21 protein-coding genes are annotated in these 22,057 nt (G+C 52.5%); 17 read left to right on the top strand and 4 right to left on the bottom strand.

What is annotated here, in order from left to right; translation table 11 throughout:
* Window positions 1-82 precede the first annotated feature (82 nt).
* The 4 genes from A1355_RS08860 to A1355_RS08845 all read left to right on the top strand — a co-directional run bounded on the left by A1355_RS08860 (window position 83) and on the right by A1355_RS08845 (window position 2,032).
* Window positions 83-382: a hypothetical protein gene (locus A1355_RS08860; RefSeq protein ID WP_157197810.1), complete on the top strand. Its 300-nt coding sequence runs from the start codon at window positions 83-85 to the stop codon at window positions 380-382.
* Entirely contained in the window at window positions 342-644 is a 303-nt protein-coding gene (locus tag A1355_RS08855; RefSeq protein ID WP_157197809.1) for a hypothetical protein, read from the top strand. The genes A1355_RS08860 and A1355_RS08855 overlap by 41 nt, the downstream gene beginning before the upstream one ends.
* A gap of 69 nt (window positions 645-713) precedes the next feature.
* On the top strand, window positions 714-1,124 hold the full coding sequence (locus A1355_RS08850; RefSeq protein ID WP_064027133.1) for a hypothetical protein: 411 nt from the start codon (window positions 714-716) through the stop codon (window positions 1,122-1,124).
* Between the two features lie 128 nt (window positions 1,125-1,252).
* A complete protein-coding gene (locus A1355_RS08845; RefSeq protein ID WP_064027131.1) occupies window positions 1,253-2,032 on the top strand; it encodes a hypothetical protein in 780 nt (259 codons plus the stop codon).
* A 401-nt stretch (window positions 2,033-2,433) separates the two neighbouring features.
* Here A1355_RS08845 and A1355_RS24485 read toward each other — a convergent pair whose 3' ends face one another.
* The 4 genes from A1355_RS24485 to ppk1 form a co-directional block, all read right to left on the bottom strand.
* On the bottom strand, window positions 2,434-3,291 hold the full coding sequence (locus A1355_RS24485; protein ID WP_082885454.1) for a DUF4435 domain-containing protein: 858 nt from the start codon (window positions 3,289-3,291) through the stop codon (window positions 2,434-2,436).
* Window positions 3,284-4,681: an AAA family ATPase gene (locus tag A1355_RS08835; RefSeq protein ID WP_064027127.1), complete on the bottom strand. Its 1,398-nt coding sequence runs from the start codon at window positions 4,679-4,681 to the stop codon at window positions 3,284-3,286. The genes A1355_RS24485 and A1355_RS08835 overlap by 8 nt, the downstream gene beginning before the upstream one ends.
* 633 nt (window positions 4,682-5,314) lie before the next feature.
* Window positions 5,315-6,043 carry a DNA polymerase III subunit epsilon gene (gene dnaQ / locus A1355_RS08830; protein WP_064027125.1) on the bottom strand — a complete coding sequence of 243 codons (729 nt, stop codon included), beginning with the start codon at window positions 6,041-6,043 and terminating at the stop codon, window positions 5,315-5,317.
* A 9-nt stretch (window positions 6,044-6,052) separates the two neighbouring features.
* Window positions 6,053-8,164, bottom strand: a complete 2,112-nt coding sequence (ppk1, locus tag A1355_RS08825) for a polyphosphate kinase 1 (RefSeq protein ID WP_269454749.1) — start codon at window positions 8,162-8,164, stop codon at window positions 6,053-6,055.
* A gap of 83 nt (window positions 8,165-8,247) precedes the next feature.
* Here ppk1 and cysM point away from each other — a divergent pair, with 83 nt between their 5' ends.
* From cysM to A1355_RS24480, 13 genes are all read left to right on the top strand, one after another.
* Window positions 8,248-9,138: a cysteine synthase CysM gene (gene cysM, locus A1355_RS08820; RefSeq protein WP_064027120.1), complete on the top strand. Its 891-nt coding sequence runs from the start codon at window positions 8,248-8,250 to the stop codon at window positions 9,136-9,138.
* A gap of 94 nt (window positions 9,139-9,232) precedes the next feature.
* Window positions 9,233-10,558 (top strand): 23S rRNA (uracil(1939)-C(5))-methyltransferase RlmD, encoded by a 1,326-nt coding sequence (rlmD, locus tag A1355_RS08815; RefSeq protein WP_064027118.1) that lies wholly within the window; start codon window positions 9,233-9,235, stop codon window positions 10,556-10,558.
* Entirely contained in the window at window positions 10,555-11,043 is a 489-nt protein-coding gene (locus A1355_RS08810; RefSeq protein WP_064027115.1) for a L,D-transpeptidase, read from the top strand. The genes rlmD and A1355_RS08810 overlap by 4 nt, the downstream gene beginning before the upstream one ends.
* 10 nt (window positions 11,044-11,053) lie before the next feature.
* Window positions 11,054-11,857: a tRNA pseudouridine(38-40) synthase TruA gene (truA, locus tag A1355_RS08805; RefSeq protein WP_064027113.1), complete on the top strand. Its 804-nt coding sequence runs from the start codon at window positions 11,054-11,056 to the stop codon at window positions 11,855-11,857.
* Between the two features lie 591 nt (window positions 11,858-12,448).
* Complete coding sequence (locus A1355_RS08800; protein WP_064027111.1) at window positions 12,449-13,117, top strand: hypothetical protein; 669 nt, start codon at window positions 12,449-12,451, stop codon at window positions 13,115-13,117.
* Between the two features lie 40 nt (window positions 13,118-13,157).
* A complete protein-coding gene (locus A1355_RS08795; RefSeq protein WP_064027109.1) occupies window positions 13,158-13,880 on the top strand; it encodes a hypothetical protein in 723 nt (240 codons plus the stop codon).
* 746 nt (window positions 13,881-14,626) lie between these two features.
* Window positions 14,627-16,069: an amino acid permease gene (locus A1355_RS08790; RefSeq protein ID WP_064027139.1), complete on the top strand. Its 1,443-nt coding sequence runs from the start codon at window positions 14,627-14,629 to the stop codon at window positions 16,067-16,069.
* Between the two features lie 103 nt (window positions 16,070-16,172).
* Window positions 16,173-17,837, top strand: coding sequence for an energy-dependent translational throttle protein EttA (gene ettA / locus A1355_RS08785; RefSeq protein ID WP_064027107.1), 1,665 nt, complete (start codon window positions 16,173-16,175; stop codon window positions 17,835-17,837).
* 193 nt (window positions 17,838-18,030) lie between these two features.
* A complete protein-coding gene (hfq, locus tag A1355_RS08780) occupies window positions 18,031-18,273 on the top strand; it encodes an RNA chaperone Hfq (RefSeq protein ID WP_064027105.1) in 243 nt (80 codons plus the stop codon).
* A gap of 11 nt (window positions 18,274-18,284) precedes the next feature.
* Window positions 18,285-19,559 carry a ribosome rescue GTPase HflX gene (gene hflX, locus A1355_RS08775; RefSeq protein ID WP_064027103.1) on the top strand — a complete coding sequence of 425 codons (1,275 nt, stop codon included), beginning with the start codon at window positions 18,285-18,287 and terminating at the stop codon, window positions 19,557-19,559.
* 192 nt (window positions 19,560-19,751) lie between these two features.
* Window positions 19,752-20,966, top strand: a complete 1,215-nt coding sequence (hflK, locus tag A1355_RS08770) for an FtsH protease activity modulator HflK (RefSeq protein WP_064027102.1) — start codon at window positions 19,752-19,754, stop codon at window positions 20,964-20,966.
* Window positions 20,956-21,810, top strand: a complete 855-nt coding sequence (hflC, locus tag A1355_RS08765) for a protease modulator HflC (protein ID WP_064027100.1) — start codon at window positions 20,956-20,958, stop codon at window positions 21,808-21,810. The genes hflK and hflC overlap by 11 nt, the downstream gene beginning before the upstream one ends.
* A gap of 70 nt (window positions 21,811-21,880) precedes the next feature.
* Window positions 21,881-22,057 (top strand): ATP phosphoribosyltransferase regulatory subunit (locus tag A1355_RS24480; protein ID WP_197471756.1); only part of this gene is annotated, 177 nt, incomplete at its 3' end.

The raw sequence follows: 22,057 nt of genomic DNA, 5'->3' as shown, positions 1-22,057 counted from the left end.
AAATGGCAACAGCCCCTAGTAGAGTGCTCGTAAACTTTGCGTTTTTTCAATCATGGCGAATTGCCTCTGCATAGAGGGAAATATGTCTATCGAATTGACCACAACACCAGAACAGTACGCTCAGAAAGCTGAAAAGTTAGCCGCATTCGGTGGCCTCAATCTACTTCATATCAAGAGATCAGTGGCATTGCTCCTTGGTCAAATCGGTAAAGAGGGGATATTCGATCAATATACAAAACACGACATCTCCCATATCGATGAGATGTTAAAAAATCTGGATTGGATTATTCCTGAACAAACTAAAAAGGTGATGAGCGATGCCGATTGGTTGATGATTGTACTTGCTGTCTACTTTCACGACATGGGGATGTTGGTCACCTAAAGATGAGTTCAATGCTAGAGTAAAACCTGAATCGGGGTTCACTGATTTTCGTGAGCAGGTGCTTTTCTCTGGGCAAAGCGGCCCCGACTACAAAGCAAAGGTCGCCAAACTTTCAGATCAGGATAAAGATCGCTTTCTTTATCAAGAATTCGTTCGCGCCAAGCATGCCGAAAGGATTCGCGCATGGATTATGGGGCAAACCAAAGATCAACTGGGTATCCGCGACTCGCCGCAAACCGCTCTAACCCACCGCGACCGCTAATGGGGTATCGGGTTGGCCGCCGGAGCAGCGCTTTCAACGCGAATCCGGCAATTAACGCGGTTCCCAGTCTTGATCGCAACGCAAAAAGTCTATCCCGCAACACTAAAAGTGATTCTCGCAACGCTTCGAGCAATACACGCAAGGCTCCAAGCCTTGCGCACAAGGCAAATAGTGATTCCCGTAATACTAAAAGAGTTGCGCGCAACGCTCCGAGCAATAAACGCAAGGCAAAAAGCGGGACGGACGGGGATTTTCATTTACGGCGGCAAGTATGTTGCCGTTCAGGCTTCGATAGGACCCTTGCATATTCCGGTCAAACCACCCAGCGATTCCGACTTCAAAACCGCCAGGCATTCCGGTCGCAAAGCGGCCGCCTTTTCCAACCCAAAGTTAGCCATCGATTCTGATACCATTACGCCAGTAGTGAATGACGGCTTTTGGAAATGGCGAATTGACGCGAACGACCCAAAGCAGACCTAGATGTTTTTGAATGTATGACAGGAATTGATTGACAAGCAGTCTTTCAGGCGTATTTTGTATGAGAGATTGCAAGACATGACCCTATCGTTCGCTGCTGTCTATTGTTATTTTTAAATGAGGTGCAAGCAATGGATTTCTTAAACTGGCTTTTTTCTCAATCTACGGCGCTTATAGGCATATTATCTTTTACAATATTTTTTGGCGCTTTAAGGGTACAGACTGCTAACGGACACGCACTAACAAAAACTGGAAAAGTCTTTTTTGCGATTGGTATTATCGGGCTTATTGGAACAATAGTCTCTACTCATTCAAATTATGTCGAGGACAACGAGGAAAAACAACGAATTTCTAAATTAGCAGAGCAGAATGATCAGCTAAAAAGCGAACTCTTAAAAGCAGCTGATAGGCAAAATTCAATTCTTCAGCAAAATTCCGAACTACTACGAAAAAACGATTTTCTCGTAGCACAAAACGATCAGTCAAAAGCGCAGAACGACTCGTTAATCAAAGCTAATCAGCAGCTTATAATAATGACAGCCGGTCTAGAAAAAGAAGTCAATAAACAAAAAACATCAATAAGTTCGCTTTCCAGCTCAAATAGAACGCTCATCGAAAATTCATTAGCAACACTTGGTCTTGCGAGAGAACAAGAATCACATACCAGAAGGTCTGCAGACATAGCAGAGCTAGAAGCCAAGCGAAAAGAAAATTGCTCAAAAATCTCATCAATTATGGGAAACGACGAGTTTTATATGTCACAATTCGGATGCGCAGACTATTATCGACCTAAAAACTATAAACAACCGCAAGTTACTATTGTTCCGCAATATAACTACAGTAACTCCATAATAAATGACAGCCTTCCAATAAACCCAATCCCTGGTTACGGATATATTCCTCTGCAATAAACCAAGCTAAACAAAATTTTGCGGTCAGGTCTTTCAATAAAGGAGGCGGATTCAAAACCGAATTTGACAGTCAGGAATACATTCAACTGCGGCCACTAGTGGAAGAAACTCAGTGGTATGCAATTGGCCGGCAGGAGTCGGGTGCTTGGGGATTCCAACCCAACCCAACCCAGGAAAGTTATCGTACCAAATTTGCATCGATATCAACCAAGCATACTTTAAACGACTGCGGCCACTTCATCGCGTTGCGAGATCAATTCCAACCATGAAATGCACACAGCACATAGCCATTAAATGAAGCTTGAGAGGATTTACACTAGCCTTACCCTATTAGTTTCGATGGCTGCTTTAGGTTGTGTGGGCCATTGTCTTTCGTTGTTCAACGCCCGCATTCGTATCACCTATAAGTGATCGCCTCTCGCAACCCCTCTCAAAGCATTTCCAAGAGAGTCGAACCGTGTCATATTACCCGCACTTACAAGCCTCATCCGAAGAGCTTTCTGCTTAATTTGATGCCCTAGGGATTTGATATGATGTGCAATCAGTGGAAGAAGAAAGGTTTTACCAGATACTCCATATAAAGGAGACGTAAGATTTTTCAAACGATCTAATACCTCATCATATGTTGAGTCCGTATCTTCAACGCCCACTATGCTTTCGGAAGCAATAAGGGCTCTATTTTTTGCCACTTCAACTTTTGCTTTATCTAATACCTTTCCAGTTGGCTGTTGAATACACATCATTTCAACGCCTTGAGCTACAGTTGAAATACTAGGGATAAACTTATGAGAAGTAGCAAAAGCCGCAAAGAGCTCAATTAGGGGCTGTTCTACAGAATTAGTCCAGTTATTATAATTTAGCCGCAATTTCGCCTGGTCTTCGGTAATTCCCTCTTCTTGCGATAATACAAAGGAAAGTGCCTTTTCGCACAAAAGTAAATTCTCAATACAATATGCTTCATGACAATGTAAACCAATTATGTTTGGTGCAGGTTCACCTCTGACCCAAGGTAAATCACCATCAATAATAAATAGTGCTCGCCTCTCATGGTGATTATGGTTTTTAGCAGCATCAATAACATTTTTACGTCCACCCAAGGCAAATACACGAGCTACTTTTACTTCATCTTTTGTAGCGCTTTTTAATAGTGCTCGATAGAATGCTTCGTCGTTTGTATCTTCTACATATATATCTATTTCTTGTAACGGTTCAAAGAGCTTCCTTATAGCGGACTTAGAGCGACTTGGCCATTTAATCATTCTTTAACTCGCTCAATGTTCTGCAAGCTTCTATATTATCCAAAATAATTGCAGGTGAATGTGTAGCTAATATAAGCTGGACATTAGGATTTGCCTCTCGAATAGCATCAACAAACTTTTCTTGCCAATCAATATGAAGAGATAATTCTGGTTCATCGACGATAAAAACCCCGCTGCCTGCAAGGTTAGGGTTAAGTGAAAGGTGTGCCAGCATCACTAAGAGCTGTCGTTCGCCAGAAGACAATGCGCTAACTGGTCGATTATCCTCTGAGTCACCAATTACGTGGATCGTAAGTTGGCCATTGCTAGCAACCTCAACTGATTTTCTCGTTTGTTTTAGAAAATTATTAATCAGTGTTTGAAATCTAGTAATAGGTGTTCTGAGAGAGTTTCTATCTTCAATGTATTGATGGAGTAATTCCAAATGCTCAAGAATACGATCTGCTTGAGGCCTGTTGATAATCCATTCAAGGTGATCATGAGAAAATCCCCCATCATCCTTCTTTTTGTTTTTTTTCGTAGTTACTTTTTTAGATTCTTTGGCACTTTTGTCCAATGATTCAACCACACGACTCATTTTTTCAAAAAAGTGCGTTAACGCATTTTGAATCTCAGGTATAGGTATTTTAGTCCCCTCCGCAGCTTGGGCGATTTTGGCAAGCTGGCGGTACTGTTCTAATTCAGTTTTTGAGGGAAGATCGATATTCGAGCCAAAGTCACCAGGCTTATATTCAAATGCTTTCTTGAAAAACTCATTACGAAGTCTTTCATCAAGCTGCTCTTGCTTCGCTCTAATTTCTTGCATGCTGGTAACAACTAGGAAGTTAACCTCGATTAGGCTTGCTATAGCAGCTGAACTTCGAAATGTAGGATCATCTGGCCAAAATCTTCTAGCCATAAACTCACGTCGCCTAGCTTCATCTAACTCATCAATAGTTGATCCAGGAACGAAAAACCTCCGATCCAACCCTAAAAACATAGGTGTCGACATCTTCGATATTGAATGAAAAACAGGCGTAGATTGATACATTTCGCGTATTTTTGAACCAGGCTCATCACCACGCTTGGTATCAAGAAATAATTCAAGCTCTGATCTGCTGATACAGAGTGGTTCATCAATCGAACTTATACGAAGCTCGACCCCTTCTAAAGATTTTGTGGCTGAAACAATGATCTCTTGTTCACTATCAATAACAGTGACTTCAGCAAGAGAAAATGTGATGGATGCCAGCTCATTGATGTTAGGTGTTAGAAGAGCCATCAACAATCGTAGCGCGGACGTTTTTCCAGACCCATTTAACCCAATTAGAAAAGTTAGATCTTCAAAAAAAGTTACATCTAGAGGTAGATAACCATGCACATTCTCAGCATGAAGCTTGGTGATTTTCATTTGCTTACGTCATTTTTTTCAAAACGAATAGTCTAGTTTATTTTTTCCATCATTAGCCAAATCATGAGTGTAAATCCAAAAGAATTCTGTAAAACTACTTCCGATCAGCTCATTCAATTAGTCGAATTTGTTAAGGAACCTCTGATTAATTCCCCAAAACGGCAAGCGGTATAATAGCCCAACGAAATCGCGGTAGAGACGACGCCCATGGACCAGCCCCAACAACTCAGTTTTGCCGATGCCGAATACGCTAACAAAGGCAAAGTCACCCGGCGCGAGAAGCAAGTAGCCTCGATGGAATCGAGGATTCGAAGGCCAACACCCTTACAAATTGCCGATGTTAATCTGATGAAGGATGGCCGACATCCTCGATTCCGCTAACGCTGCATCGAGGCTACGCAAAACCTGCCCCGGTGGTGCAATCTCAAACAGCCTCAGGCGGTTATCCATTTCACCGCAGTCATAGAAGCCGAAGCGCGATGGTCCGCTCTTGGCCGTTCTATCCCAAATGCCATCACCGCATGAATGAATAATCCCCGCCCTTCGACTCAAGGATGGCGGGTGAGCTTCTTTCTTGTTATCGCTCTGGCAAATTGCCGATTTTAGGCCTTTCGTTGGCTAGGGCTGCGTAGCCTAAGTGGTCTCGGGCGGCTCGGCTAGCCACAGGCAGTTGCCGGACACTTTGGCGATTTTGGCTAGGCGCTGCTCGTGGGCGGTTTGTTCTTCGTCGTTGCAGGCGATGACTTTCAGGCGTGGCCGGTCGGCGGAGAGCTGGACGATGGCTTGTTCGCCGGTACGTTCGGTTTCGGTGTCTTCCAGCAACGAAAACTGGCCGCCGGTCATCAATAGATAAACGTCGGCCAGAATCTCGGCGTCCAATAGCGCGCCGTGCAATTCGCGGTGGCTGTTGTCGATGCCGTAGCGTTTACAGAGCGCGTCCAGGCTGGCGCGGGCGCCGGGGTGTTTTTTGCGGGCGAAGGGCAGGGTGTCGAATACGCTGCTGTTGGATTCGACGGTGCGGGTCTCGCCCGGCAGCAAACTCAGCTCGTGATTTAAAAAGCCGACGTCGAACGGCGCGTTGTGGATAATCAACTCGGCGCCGGCGGTAAAGGCCATGAAATCCTCGACGACATCGGCGAAGCGCGGCTTGTCGCGCAAAAACTCGTTGGTGATGCCATGGACTTCGATGGCGCCGGCATCGATTTCCCGGTCCGGGTTTAAATAGACGTGAAAGTGGTTGCGGGTCAGGCGGCGATTGACCAATTCCACGCAACCGATTTCGATAATCTTGTGGCCTTCCTTGGGATTGATGCCGGTGGTTTCGGTATCCAGCACGATTTGCCGGTGTTGGCGTGGGCTCATCGTTGCTCCTTAGCCGCAGAAGGCTTTCAACAATTCGGTTTGCACCTGGTAAGCGGCTTGTTCGCCACGTTCGGCGCGGCGGTACTGGCCGTCGCTCTGAAGCAACCACGCTTGAGCCGTGTCGCTCAAATAGCCTTCCAGATCGGCCAGAATCCGGTCGATGTTTTTGCGGTCGCCGATCGGGAAACACACTTCCACTCGCCGGAACATATTGCGATTCATCAAATCCGCGCTGGAAGCGTATACCGCCCAATCGCCGCCGTTGTAGAACGCGTAAATCCGGGTATGTTCCAGAAAGCGTCCGACGATGGAGCGGACTTCGATGTTTTCGGAAACCCCCGGAACGCCGGGCTTCAGGCAGCACATGCCGCGCACGATCATTTTGATTTCGACACCGGCCTGGGAAGCGCGGTACAGCGCGCGGATCGCCTGTTCCTCGACCACTGCGTTGACCTTGATGATGATTTTGGCCGACTTTCCCTTCTTGGCCTGGTCTATCTCCTTTTCGATCATCTTCATCAGGCCCGGATGCAGCGTAAACGGCGATTGCAGCAGTTTGTTCAATTTGCTGACCTTGCCCAGGCTGGTCAGTTGCATGAACACCCGGCGCACGTCCTCGGCCAATTCCTTGTCGCAGGTGAACAAACCGTAATCGGTGTACAGCCGGGCGGTTTTGGGATGGTAGTTGCCGGTACCCAGATGCACGTAGTTGCGCAGCGTGTTGTTTTCCTTACGCAGCACCATGCACATCTTGGCGTGAGTCTTGTAGCCGACCACCCCGTACACGACGTGGGCGCCGGCTTCCTGCAACTTGGCGGCCAGGCCGATGTTGTCCTTCTCGTCGAAGCGGGCGCGCAGCTCGATGACCACGGTGACTTCCTTGCCGGCGCGAGCGCCCTTGATCAGCGCGGCAACGATCGGCGAATCGACGCCGGTGCGGTACAGGGTTTGTTTGATTGCCAGCACGTCCGGATCGGCCGCCGCTTGCTTGATGAAATCGACGACCGGCGTGAACGATTCGTAGGGATGGTGCAGCAGCACGTCCTGTTTGCGGATGCTGGCGAAGAAATCCTTGTTGCGGCCGAAGGCGCTCGGTACGCTGGGTTTGAACGGCGGAAACTTCAGTTCCGGCCGTTCGATCAGGCTGTAAATCGCTTGAATCCGGCTGAGGTTGACCGGGCCGTTGGCCAAAAACAGCCGGTCGGCGGTCAGGTCGAAGCGAGCCATCAGGAAGTTGACGGTTTCTTCCGGGCAGTTGGCGTCGATCTCCAGGCGGACCTCGTCGCCGTAATTACGCATCGCCAATTCGCCTTCGACAGCCAGCATTAAGTCGTCGATGGCATCGTCGTCGACGAAGAAGTCGCTATTGCGGGTCACCCGGAATTGGTAGCAACCCTTGACCGTCATGCCGTTGAACAAGTCGTTGACGAAGGCGTGGATAATCGAGGAAAGAAACACGAAATCGTGCGGACCGCTGTCGGTGTCGGCCGGCGGCAGTTGCACGATGCGCGGCAAGGCGCGCGGCGCCTGCAGCACGGCGCGGCCGCTGTTGCGGCCGAAGGCGTCCTTACCGGTTAGCGAAATAATGAAATTCAAACTCTTGTTGAGAATGCGCGGAAACGGATGGGCGGAATCCAGCCCGACCGGCGTCAGAATCGGCAGCAACTCCTCGTTAAAGTATTTTTCCAGCCAGGCTTTTTGCGAGGCGCTCCAGCGGTCGCGGCGTAGGAAGCGGATATGGTCGGCTTCCAAGCGGGGGATCAGGACTTCGTTGAGCACCCGGTATTGTTCGGCGACCAGATCGTGGGCCTTGACCGACAGCCGGTCCAGTTGCTCGTTGATCGTCAGTCCGTCCGGGCTGATGACGTTGGCGTCCATTTCGGCCATTTGCAGCAAGCTGGCCACCCGCACTTCGTAGAACTCGTCGAGATTGGAACAGGAAATGCATAAATAATTGAGGCGCTCCAGCAACGGCAGGCTGTCGTCCAGCGCTTGCGCCAAGACCCTGGCGTTGAATTCCAACAGGCTGAGTTCGCGGTTGATGTAAAGCTCCGGGCTATTAAGTTCGATTGGTTGCATGGCGGTCCTGGAAGGGGCGGTCTGGCGCCGATTATAAGGCAAATGCTTCGGCCTTAGGTTACGGCGGCGTTTAAGCGTCCGAAGTTGTTATAATCGCCGCCCAACGTTAATCGGATGTTTGATTCATGAATTTTCCAACGATAGAAGCTTTTGTCGGAAACACGCCATTGGTACGGTTGCAACGATTGCCGGTGGCGAATGCTTGCACGATTTTGGTCAAGCTGGAGGGTAACAATCCGGCCGGCTCGGTCAAGGACAGACCGGCCTTGAGCATGATCCAACATGCCGAAGCGCGCGGCGAGATCAAGCCCGGCGACCGCCTGATCGAAGCCACTAGCGGCAATACCGGCATCGCGCTGGCGATGGCGGCGGCGATCAAGGGGTACAAAATGACGCTGATCATGCCGGATAATATGAGCGCTGAAAGGATCGCATCGATGAAGGCGTACGGCGCTGAAATCATCCTGACTCCGGCCAAGGGCAGCATGGAGGGCGCGATAGACCTGGCGCGGGCCATGGAAGCGCGCGGCGAGGGCCGCATCCTCGATCAGTTCGCCAATCCGGACAATCCGCTGGCGCATTACGAAGGCACCGGCCCGGAAATTTGGCGCGACACCCAAGGCACCATTACTCACTTCGTCAGTTCGATGGGTACCACCGGCACCATCATGGGGACCTCCAAATATTTGAAGGAACAAAATCCGGCCATTGAAATTGTCGGGGTGCAGCCGGAAGGCGAGTCCAAGATTCCCGGCATTCGCCGCTGGCCTAAGGAATACCTGCCGAAGATTTATGACGACAGCCGGGTGGATAGAATTATCGAAGTCAACCAAATCAACGCCGAGAACACCACCCGCGCGTTGGCCGCCGAGGAAGGCATTTTCGCCGGCGTGTCGTCCGGCGGCGCGGTTTACGCGGCGCTGCAATTGTCCCAGCAAGTAGAAAATGCGTTGATCGTGGCCATCGTCTGCGATCGAGGCGACCGTTATTTGTCCACAGGGATCTTCCCGACCTGAAATTCGCAAGGCGTCGGTTAAATCGCCCGACCTCAAAGTTCCCCGCCGTCCCGTCGGATCGCGATGCGCCGATCCGACCCACGTTAATTGAATAATGGCTTACAAGAAAAAACTTCCGTTAGACCCGGTTACCGTTACCATCGAATCCTTGTCCCACGACGGTCGCGGCATCAGCCACGTCAACGGCAAGGTGGTGTTCATCGACGAAGCCTTGCCCGGCGAGAGCGTGGACTTCGTCTATACCGACAGCCGCCGCGATTACGCCGAAGGCAAGGTCGTGAAACTGCACGACCGCAACCCACACCGCGTCGATCCGGCGTGTCCGTATTTCGGTAGTTGCGGCGGCTGCAGCTTCCAGCATGTAGACGATGCCGAGCAGATTCAGTTCAAGGAAGATTTGCTGCGCGAGCAATTTCGCCGCATCGGCAAAGTGGAGATTCCGCAAATATGGGAAGCGCTGACCGGGCCGCATTGGGGCTATCGCACCAAGGCGCGTATGGGGGTGAAATGGGTCGCCAAAAAGGGCAGGGTGCTGGTCGGTTTTCGCGAGCGCCGCAATCCCTATTTGGCTGAAATCGATGCCTGTAAAGTGATGCACCCGATTGTCGGCGAAAAACTGACCTTGCTCGGCGACATGATCGCCGGCCTGACCATCAAGGACAAGATTCCGCAAATCGAAGTCGCGATCGGCGATAGCGAATGCGTGCTGGCGTTTCGGGTGTTGGAAATGCCGACTACCGAGGACAAGCAGCGGATGCGCGAATTTGCTCATCGTCACCAGATCAGCATTTGCCTGCAGCCCAAGGGACCGGACAGCATCGTGCCGCTGGATGGCGAGCCGGAGGTGATTCCAAGCTACGCCTTGCCGGAATTCGGCGTCAAATTCAACTTTCGCCCGGCGATGTTTACCCAGGTCAATTACGACATCAATCGGCAAATGATCGCCCGCGCGTTGGCCGCGCTGGAATTGACCAAGGCCGACCGGGTATTGGATTTGTTTTGCGGGCTGGGCAATTTCACGCTACCGCTGGCGACCCGCGCCGGTTACGTGGTCGGCATCGAAGGCGACACGCCGCTGGTCAATCATGCCCGCGAGAATGCCCGCTTGAACCGGCTGGACAATGTCGAATTTCATGTCGCCGATTTGACCAAGGACGTTCGGGATCAACCCTGGAGCCAGCAAAAATTCACCAAGGTGTTGCTCGATCCGTCGCGGGCCGGCGCATCCGAGGTGTTGCACAACTTCAAGCATTGGCGGCCGGAGCGCATCGTCTACGTGTCCTGCAATCCATCGACATTGGCGCGCGATGCCGGTATTCTGGTCAACGAATTGGGTTACCAACTGGTCAAGGCGGGCGTGATGGATATGTTCCCGCAGACCGCCCACGTCGAGTCCATCGCATTATTCGTCAAACCATGAGTCCACATTGTTACATCGACGTATCGCTTGCCGACCAGCGTTTGTTGTTGATCGAAGACGACAGCGTGATGCGGGTGTTTGCGGTCTCCACCGCCAAGAATGGGCCCGGCGAGCTGAAAGGCAGCGAATGCACGCCGACCGGCTGGCACCGGATTCGCGCCAAAATCGGCGCCGAGGCCCCGGTCAACACCGTGTTCGTCGGCCGGCGACCGACCGGCGAAATCTTTACTCCGGAACTGGCACTGACCCAGCCCGAGCGCGACTGGATACTCAGCCGGATATTGTGGCTGGGTGGTTTGGAGCCGGGCAAGAATCGCTACGGCGAGGTCGATACGGCCTGGCGGTACATTTACATCCACGGCTGTCCGGACGAAGCGATGCAGGCGGTGCCGGCTTCGCACGGCTGCATCCGGATGCGCAATGCCGATATGATCGAATTGTTCGACATGGTGTCGCCCGGCTGCCGGGTGTTTATTCACGCCTGAGCGGCCGCGTGTGAGCCGCATCGTTCTCGGCGTCGAATACGACGGTAGCCGCTACGCCGGTTGGCAGATTCAGGTCGGAAAAGCCACCGTGCAAGGCGAGTTGGAACGGGCGCTGACCAACATTGCCGCGCAAACGGTGACGGTGTTGTGCGCCGGCCGCACCGACGCCGGCGTGCACGCCCTGGAGCAAGTCGTGCATTTCGATTGCCCGGTCGAGCGGGATTTGCGCGGCTGGGTCATGGGCGGCAACAGCCATCTGCCGGACGATATCCGCATCACCTGGGCCAAGCCGGCTGTCTATGATTTTCATGCCCGCTACAGCGCCATCGCCCGATTTTACCGCTACGTGATTCTGAACCGGGCGATGAAGTCGGCGTTGCTGCGCGACCAGGCGACCTGGTGTTATCAAACGCTCGACGCCGAGCGCATGCACCGCGCCGCCCAACATTTACTCGGCGAGCACGATTTTTCGTCGTTCCGCGCCCAGAGCTGCCAGTCGGTCAGTCCCAATCGGCTGATGTATTTTATCGACGTGGTTCGCGACGGCGATAAAGTGGTCATCGACCTGTGCGCCAATGCGTTCTTGCACCACATGGTCCGTAACATCGCCGGTGTGCTGATCGACATTGGCAGCGGCAAACAGCCCGAGGATTGGACCTTGCATTTGCTGGGCATCAAGGACCGCGCCCAAGCCGCGAGCACCGCGCCGCCGCACGGTCTACACCTGGGTGGCGTGTTTTATCCAGAGCGTTACGGCGTTCCCGCTCATCCTGTCTTCTTGAAGTTGCCTAAAGACGCCAAACGTTTTGATTGACGGCGCCAATTGTTACTCAGCTTTACTTAATGCTTCTGTAGATTAGGTTTTTTTGACGTTTTGAGTTTGCTTCGGCTTGGTCCGAACGGATTAGATTCTCTCTCGGAAGGTCGTCGTAAAACCCTATTTTTCGACTGTCCCTCAATTAAACCGGCCGTATTTTCCGTGACCAACCGAAATCCGTGGCAGTTGGCGGGCAAATGCCAACTGTCGAATATTCGCACGTGTGTGTCGGCAATCCAGTAAAACCTGATCAAGAGGCAGCGGCATCTCGGTGCCTGGATAAGCGTATTGCCCTAATTCTGCCTACGTTAGCCAGAGCCGTACCGCCGTCTTATCCCGTTTGAGTTCCTCGCTAACCCGACCCATAGCTGACGATGGCCTACATGACGCGTTTGGCAGTACTTGTCATGCCATCGCTGGCTGATACCTCGTGCTGCAAATCTGTGATAGACCTCAATAAAATCCTCATTTATTTGATTTCCATCAAAAAAACGGAATTGGCACGGAAAGCGCTTTATTCCCGAAAAGACAGATGGTTTGGCTTCAATCTGCTTTGTCAGTCAACTCAATCAACTTAGGGGAATTACATTGAACACGTCAAAATCCAAATTCGGCTATTTCACCGCCATTTTGTTGTTGTCCGCAGCTATGCACAATGCATCGGCGGCAACGCTAATCGATAACTTTACCGACTTTCAAGTTGCCGAAAACGGTACCGACGGGCCGCTGCCGATATTTGGTACCGATTTGGTTAACGCTTACAGAACCTTGACTGCGGAAGCAAACCCCACCGACGCCGATACCGAAGTTGCGGTGGAAAGCGGGATGCTGACGATCAGCAACAGCACCGATTCCAACGGTACCGCAAGCATTTTATATAGCTTCGATCCGATTAACTTGATGTCGGTCGCCGACGCGCTGCTATTGAATATCGGCTTTATCGATTTGAGCTTTGAAATTCAAGTGATCGCAAACGGTTTGTCTGTGTTCGATTTTCACAATTTTGGCGGTACCGGTCAGCACGCCATTGCTTTTTCAGACTTCACCAACCCTTCCAGTTTCGGCAACCTGAGCAGCTTGCAGTTGAATTTTCGCGGCGTTGAAGCTTGGGACGCACAGATCGATTTGATGGCGGCCAATCGCACCGGCACGCAAACCAACACGGTTCCCGAGCCGACCACATGGGCACTGTTGATTATCGGCATGTTTTATTTGCGTCAAATGTCGGTAAAACCTGCGCTGTCCAAATTGTCTTGAAGCTTTATCAACGAATTCGAACCTATCAGAGGAATCCAACATGCGTAACCATTTTCCATTGAAACTACTGAGCTCGCTGCTGTTTTCTGGCTTGCTCTCGATTGCGGGTCATGCTGACGCCAGTAACCTGACTATCGATAATTTCAACCAACTACAAAATGTGACGGACCGCGGCAATGGAAGGCCGGGAGAAGTCTATGTACCGGGTGCCACGAGCAACAGCGTCGCTGAAATTTCCGGCAGCGATTTGGCGCACGTATCCCGGACCTTTTCCGCGACAGCTACCGAAGGACGTTATGCGAATAAGGAAGAAATTCAATCCGGCGCCGGCGCTTTGAAAATCTCCAATTCCGCTGGTTCCGCCGGTGCCGCGTCGATTTTATGGACGTTTGATCCTACGAACTTCACGTTATACGGCAGTGCGATATTGTTGGAAGTTCTGACCATCGATCTGGATGTGAATATTGAAATGGTCGTTAACGATATCGCCGTGGCGGGCAGCAAGACGGTTAGTCAAACCGAAGATTTCTGGTTCGATTTCAATCAGTTTTCCAATCCCAGCGTGTTTTCCAACGTTTCCAGTTTACGTTTGAATTTTACCGGCCCGCAGGCTTGGGATGGTCAATTTCGCTTGTTGACCGCTGGTACTCCGACTCAACCTGACATTATCGGTTCGGTACCGTTGCCACCCAGCTTTGTAATGATGGGAACGGTATTGTTCGGCTTCCTTGGGGCCGGCAGACTGCGTAAGGCAACGGCTTAGTCGATTTAGGGAAGCCGCTTAATTACAAACGCCCCTTCTCGCTGAAGTCCGCTGGCGAGGAGAGGCTATAGCGACGATGGACCAAGTAGGGGCGGGCAGGTTTTTGACGGAAGCGCCGCATTAGGGATCGAGTTTCCCAGCCACGCTCGGATCGTCGGACTTATCCTCAGCCTGACCAGTGGCTAGCAACTGGGACATGCGACTACCGAACTCTATTTACCTCTTCCGAACCCGGCTCAATTTTTCAATCGATTCTCCCTGCAAACCAAGGCAAATCCCGTTGCCGATTGAAGGTCCCCGCCGGTCAGCCCGTTTCGAAACCGCGATTCGCCGGAACTCTAATATTAACTCGCCGCTTCTTCGATAAAATCGCTGGCTTCGATCCCGGTTCAAGGGTTTTCTACCTCGGAACTAACCCAAGCGGATACCGGAGCCGAATCGACAAATTCGGTTTTTAGCAATCCGTATTAATCCTTCGTGGCTCTTCGCGCCGGAAGGGGCGCCCCGCTCAGCTTGGCTGCTTCCGGCAAGCTCTTGTGGCAAACTTCCTGTTGTGAACATCGTTAGTCTGAGTAATTGCTATCGATTGAGGCTGAAGAGGGCTCATTACGTTATCTCTTTTTCTCCGAAGCAAAAGCCCTGTAATGAACATGATTGGATTGATCGTCATCGTTTGCTGGTGCGGGACCTAGGCTTTTCCGGTAACGTAAAGGCCACTGTCAAAGAGTTTGCATGGGAGAGTTTTGTTGACCGGTCGCTTCAATTCCAAAAATACGGCTCTCGATTCGGCGATCGCGCAAAATTGGGCGAGTGGCAGACGAGATCGTGGGCAGGCCGAACTATTGCAACCCGGTCTGGGTGTGTTGCATTTGTTGGCTCTGGGTGTCGGTGCTATTGTCGGTACCGGGATTTTGACGTTAATCGGTGTCGGCGTCGCCAAGGCTGGGCCGGCGGTTATTGTCGCCTTCGGATTCGCAGGACTGGTTTGCGCTTGCGCGGCGCTGGCTTACGCGGAAATGGCGACCGCAATTCCCAAGGCTGGTGGCGCTTATACTTACACTAGGGTTGTGATCGGTGAGACCGCCGGCTGGTTTGTGGGTTGGTGTCTGATTCTGGAATATTCGTTGGTGGTCAGCGCGGTTGCTGTGGGCTGGTCGGGTTACGCCGCGCCGATTTTGCAGGACTGGCTGGGGATTTCGACGACTTGGTTGGTCGCTCCGGCGCGGGGCGGAATCGTCAACTTGCCTGCCGTCGCAATCATTGGGGCGGTTGCGGGCTTGTTGACGCTGGGCACCAAGGAAAGCGCGACCTGCAACGCGTGGTTGGTAGTGTTAAAAATCGGCGCCTTGCTGATGTTTGTAGCGCTGGCCGCCCGAGGTTTCGATGCGAGCCATTTGCAGCCGTTCATGCCTTACGGCTTCGCGAAAACGGTCGGCGCGGACGGTGTCGAACGCGGCGTTATGGTGGCGGCCGCGATTATTTTCTTCGCGTTTTACGGTTTCGATGCCATAGCGACCGCCGCCGAGGAAGCACGCCGTCCCGATCGTGATTTGGCGGTCGGCATCATCGGCTCGATGCTGATCTGCGTGGCGATCTATATCGCGGTGGCGTTGGCCGCGTTGGGCGCGCTGGACTATCGCCGGTTTGCCGACAGTGTTGAACCCTTGGCTCTGGTGCTGCGGGAGTTGGGTTCGCCGCTGGCCGCGAAATGCCTGGGATTTACGGCGGTGGCAGCGCTACCCACCGTGATTTTGGCCTTCTTCTACGGCCAAAGCCGAATTTTCTTTGCAATGGCTCGCGACGGATTGTTGCCTAACGGCTTGGCACGGGTATCTCGACGCGGTAATCCGGTGCGCACGACCTGGTTTACCGCCGCGCTGGTTGGCGGCGTAGCCGGTTTTTTCCCGCTAGCGGAGATTGCAGCATTGGCTAACGCTGGAACATTGCTGGCTTTCGCCACGGTCGCGCTGTGCATGCTGGTTGACCGCCACCGGGCACCGGGTGCCGTTCGCAAATTCAGCGCGCCGTGGCCGTGGTTGACTGGGTCCGTAGCAATACTTGGATGCGGTTATTTGTTCGTCAGTTTGCCGACCAAAACGCAAATCGGTTTTTTCATCTGGAACGGATTTGGCTTGCTGATTTATCTGATTTTCCATTGCCCCCGTTTCTCGATGTTTGGGCGGCGTTGAGCGGCGAAATCGCAAGTGTGTCCGCTCGGCGCCGCTAAATAACGGCCTTGCATTTGGCTGGGTCACGGTATAATGCTTTTTTGTTTCCTTTCTTCCGAAAGCAATGGCGCAATACATATTTTCGATGAATCGGGTCGGCAAAATCGTGCCGCCGAAAAAGTACATCCTCAAGGACATCTCGTTATCGTTCTTTCCGGGCGCTAAAATCGGCGTCTTGGGTTTAAACGGTTCGGGTAAATCGACGCTGCTACGTATCATGGCCGGCGTCGATAAGGAAATCGAAGGCGAGGCGATTCCGCTGAAAGGCATCAACATCGGCTACTTGCCGCAAGAGCCGCAGCTCGATCCTAGCAAAACCGTGCGCGGCAACATTGAGGAAGCCGTGCAACACATCAAGGACGCTCTGGCCAAACTGGACGCGGTCTATGCCGCCTACGCCGATCCGGAAGCCGATTTCGACAAGTTGGCGGCCGAACAAGCGCATCTGGAAGACGTGATTAATGCTTGTGACGGTCACAATCTGGACCGGACCCTAGAAATTGCCGCCGATGCCTTGCGTTTGCCGGATTGGGAGGCTGACGTCAATAAATTGTCAGGCGGCGAGAAGCGTCGGGTGGCTTTATGCCGGCTGTTGCTGTCCAAACCCGACATGCTTTTGCTCGACGAGCCGACCAACCATTTGGATGCCGAGTCGGTTGCGTGGCTGGAGCGCTTCCTGCACGATTATACCGGCACCGTGGTAGCGGTAACTCACGACCGTTATTTCCTCGATAACGTTGCCGGCTGGATTTTGGAGCTGGATCGCGGTATGGGCATTCCTTGGGAAGGCAACTATTCGTCATGGCTGGAACAAAAGGAAAAGCGCCTGGAGCTTGAGGATAAACAGGAGTCTTCCCGCCAGAAAGCGATGAAGGCCGAGCTGGAATGGGTGCGTTCCAATCCCAAGGGTCGTCACGCCAAGAGCAAGGCGAGGTTGGCGCGTTTTGAGGAATTGTCGTCGGTCGAGGTGCAAAAACGCAACGAGACTCAGGAGATCTATATTCCACCCGGACCGCGCCTGGGCGATGTAGTCATCGAAGCTGAAAATGTCGGTAAGGGTTTCGGCGATCGTTTGCTGATCAACGATTTGAGTTTCAAGTTACCGCCGGGCGGTATTGTCGGCATCATCGGTCCGAACGGGGCCGGTAAGACCACGTTGTTCAGAATGATGGCGGGTTTTGAAAAGCCCGATTCCGGTACGTTTACGATGGGTCAGACTGTGCAGTTGTCCTATGTCGAACAGTTTCGCGACAACATGGACGATAACAAGACGGTTTGGCAGGAGATTTCCGATGGCCTGGATATGATTACGGTCGGCAAGTACGAAACGCCGTCTCGGGCCTATTGCGGGCGCTTTAATTTCAAGGGCGCCGATCAACAAAAACGCATCGGCGATCTGTCCGGCGGCGAACGCAACCGGGTGCATTTGGCCAAGTTACTGAAAAGCGGCGGCAACGTGTTGTTGCTTGACGAGCCGACCAACGACTTGGACGTCGAAACCTTGCGGGCGCTTGAGGAAGCCTTGTTGGCTTTCCCCGGCTGCGCGGTGGTGATCTCGCACGACCGCTGGTTCCTGGACCGTGTCGCGACCCATATGCTGGCATTCGAGGGCGACAGCGAGGTGGTTTGGTTCGAGGGTAACTACGCCGACTACGAGGCCGACCGCCATCGTCGTCTGGGTATCGACGCCGATACGCCGCATAGGATCAAATACAAAAAAATCGGCTAAGCTGAACTTAAGCGTCCGTGCTTACTCTGACGGCGAGGGCGTGAGAGTTTACGTCCGAACAACTGGTTTTTTGATCCGGCTTGCGTTTAGGCCAGACCAGTTTAAATTTTATTCGCGCACCGCGTGTTGAAAATCACGGAGGTAGCGGGTAATGTATTAATCAGTACACCGAACAATAATAAGGAGAAATAGGATGTCGAAAGCACAAAACTTGCAGGATAATTTTTTGAATGCCCTGAGAAAAGAACACACTCCGGTGTCGATTTTCTTGGTTAATGGTATCAAGCTGCAAGGCCGTGTCGATTCTTTCGATCAATACGTGGTCATGCTTAAAAATACCGTGAATCAAATGGTTTATAAGCACGCCATATCCACCATCGTTCCCGGAAAAAACGTCAACATGCACCGCGAGCCGGAAGTTAGTGACGACAATTAAGGGGTGTTTTTTTGTTTGAACGTCCCGATGCAGGTGAACGAGCAATACTCGTTCACCTAAATTTGCAAGCCGGGCAAGAAGATCTCGACGAGTTAAAGGAACTGACCAAATCCGCCGGCGCCCTGCCGATACATGTGGTGACCGGCAGTCGGCACCGGCCCGACCCAAAGTATTTTGTCGGCATCGGCAAGTTGGATGAAATCAAGTTGGCGGTAACCGATGCTAGTGCCGATATCGTCATTTTCAATCATCCGCTGTCGCCTAGTCAGGAACGCAATCTGGAGAAAGCGCTGGAAGTGAGGGTCGTCGATAGAAACGGCCTGATTTTGGATATTTTCGCTCAGCGCGCTCAGACTTTCGAAGGCAAGTTGCAGGTTGAACTCGCCCAGCTTAAACATTTATCGACGCGCCTAATTCGCGGCTGGACCCATTTGGAACGGCAAAAAGGCGGCATCGGTTTGCGCGGTCCCGGCGAAACCCAATTGGAGACCGATCGACGTTTGCTGGGCGTTCGCATCAAGCAAATCCAGCAACGCTTGGAAAAAGTCGAGAAACAACGCCACCAGGGGCGCAGCAAACGCAAGAAGGCCGAGATTCCGGCGGTATCCCTCGTCGGCTACACCAACGCCGGCAAATCGACTTTATTCAACACCTTGACCGGTGCCGGTATTTACGCGGCAGATCAATTGTTCGCGACCCTCGATCCGACCCTGCGGCAGTTGTCGTTGACCAACGGCAACGACATTATCCTGGCCGACACGGTCGGATTTATTCGTCACTTACCGCATGAACTGGTGGCGGCCTTCCGTTCAACCTTGCAGGAAGCCAGCGAGGCGGATTTGTTGTTGCATGTGATAGACGCACATGCCGAAGATCGCGACGAGACAATTTTCCAGGTCAATCAAGTGTTGAACGATATCGAGGCTGGCAAAATTCCGCAGCTCAAGGTTTTCAACAAGATCGACCTGCTCGATAGCATCCAGCCGCACATCGATTACGGCGAAGACGGCAAGCCGACCGCGGTTTGGATCAGTGCGCGGACCGGACAAGGATGCGAATTGTTGCAGCAAGCTTTGTGCGAATTGTTTGCCAGCAGCAAAGTCGTCCGAAAATGTTATCTGCCGGCCGCGCAAGCCGGTGTCAAAGCCAAGCTGTTCGGTTATGTCCGGATACTCGACGAGGTTTGCAACGAAGCCGGCGATTGCGAATTGACCTTGGAGATCGATCAGAAGCATTTGGGCTTGCTAAAGGGTATCGAAACCTCGAGCCCGTTGGAAATGGCCTAATGCGTAACCGCGAACCGGATAAATTTGGCGTGCCGGTCTGACTTAGTTGTCCCGGTCGGAGTGATTTACGATAGAATGCCGCGTTCTTTGGCCTGTCGATACTGGTTTTTTTGAGTGGGATCGATTGGGTGAAATTGGTTCGGTGGTGCGCGGTTTTTTAAGTTCTCAAATCCAATTTTTGGAGCATTTAGTATGTCTTGGAATGAGCCCGGCGGTGATAAAAAAGACCCCTGGAGTGGTCGCAACGACCAAAATAGTCCTCCCGATCTGGACGAGGTCGTGCGCAACTTGCAGGAAAAGCTGGGAGCTCTGTTTGGCGGCGGATCCAACGGGGGCGGTAACCGCACCTCGGGCTCATCAATGCGCGGTGCGGGTTGGGTTGCCGGCGGTGCATTGGTATTGTGGAGCTTGAGCGGGTTTTATACGGTTGACGAAGGGACTCGCGGCGTCGTTACGCGGTTCGGCGCCTATGTCGGCACGTCGCAACCCGGTCTGAATTGGCACGTGCCGGCACCGATCGAGCAAGTACAAGTCATCAACGTCGAGCAACAACGCTTTATCGAAGTCGGTTATCGTTCGGGCGGCGGTCAGGCGATGGGCTCGGTACCCAAGGAGGCGATGATGCTGACCAAGGATGAAAACATCGTCGATGTCCGTCTGGCCGTGCAATATCAGGTCAAGGACGCCAAGGATTATGCCTTCAACGTATTGGACCCGGCTTCGACTCTGAAGCAAGTCACCGAAAGCGTGCAACGCGGTGTGATCGGCCGTAGCGACATGGATTTCGTATTGACCGAAGGCCGTAGCGAAATCGTTCAAGAGATCAAGAGCGAGATTCAATCGGTGATGGATGCCTACCGCACAGGCATTTTGATCACTAGTGTCAATTTGCAGGACGCTCAGCCGCCCGAGCAAGTACAGGGGGCTTTCGAAGACGCCATTAAGGCGCGCGAAGATAAACAGCGTTTGATCAACGAAGCCGAAGCTTACGCCAACGATGTGGTACCCAAGGCCCGCGGCGCCGCGTCTCGTATCGTGCAGGAATCCGAGGGCTATAAGGAAAAAGTCATTGCCAAGGCCAATGGTGATGTCAGTCGCTTCTCGCAACTGCTGACCGAGTACAAAAAGGCGCCTGGAGTGACCAAGCAGCGGATGTATATCGAAACGATGGAACAAGTCCTGGGGCGCGCCAGTAACGTGTTGGTGGACGTCAAGGATGGCGGTAACGTCATGTACTTGCCGCTGGATAAACTGGGCGTCGGTCGCACGGAAGCGGCGCCGGATTCGGTTACGAATCATGAGCCGGTTGCCCCTCAGCCGACCTTGCCGACAGTCAAAGAATCGAAAACCGATGTGCGGATTAACAGCCGCGAACGCGATGTGAGAGGACGTTACGATGGGAAATAAGATTTTAGTCGCGGTCGGCGCGCTGATTGTTGTGTTGTCGCTGTCGGTGTTCACGGTCGCCGAAACCGAGCGGGTGATTAAATTCCAGCTTGGCGAGATCGTCGGCGCCGATTTTCAACCGGGTTTGCATTTCAAGCTGCCGTTCATCAATAACGTCAAGAAATTCGATGCGCGCATCCTGACCATGGATTCCACGCCGGAACGATTTTTGACCGCCGAAAAGAAAAACGTCATTGTCGATTCTTTCGTCAAATGGCGCATTGGCGATGTCAAAACCTTTTACACCACGGTGGCTGGCGATGTGAATCAGGCCAACATCCGGCTAGATCAAATCATCAAGGATTCGTTTCGTAGCGAGTTCAGCAAACGCGACATCAGGCAATTGGTATCCAGCGATCGGAGCGCGATCCGCGAAGCGCTGATCACCAATGTTTCGCCCCATGCCGCCAAATTGGGTATCAATATTGTCGACGTACAAGTGAAGCGGATCGATCTGCCTAACGAGGTGAGTTCGTCGGTCTATCAACGGATGGAAGCCGAACGTGCCAGGGTCGCACGCGAATTCCGCTCGCAAGGCTCCGAGGCTGCCGAGCGTATCCGCGCCGACGCCGACAAGCAGCGCGAGATCATTTTGGCCAACGCCTACCGCGACTCCGAGATATTGCGCGGCGAAGGCGACGCCAGGGCCGCCGAAACCTTTGCCAAGGCTTACGGCGAAGACAGCGAGTTTTTCGCGTTTTACCGTAGCTTGATTGCCTACAGGGAAAGCTTGGGCAAACCGGGCAACGTAATGGTGTTGGAACCGAGTTCGGATTTCTTCAAATACTTCAAAACTCAAAAATAGTGGCCGCCGAGTTCGGCAAGACCATAACGCCCCGCTCTGCGGGGCGTTTGCTGTAACTGGAATAGATGACATGCAAAACAAAGACACCTGGCTGCTGCCCGAGGGCATCGGCGAAGTATTGCCGGAGCGGGCCGAGCATCTGGAGAGGCTGAGAGCCAAGTTGCTCGAGACCTTCGCCGCGTGGGGGTATCGCTTGGTGATCCCGCCGTTCGTGGATTTTCTCCGCTCCTTGCTCACCGGTTCGGCC

The organism is Methylomonas koyamae, assembly GCF_001644025.1.
In the GTDB taxonomy this organism is placed as follows: Bacteria; Pseudomonadota; Gammaproteobacteria; order Methylococcales; family Methylomonadaceae; genus Methylomonas; species Methylomonas koyamae_A.
Note: the sequence above shows the minus strand (reverse complement) of the source record. Positions and strands in the feature narration are given on the sequence as shown.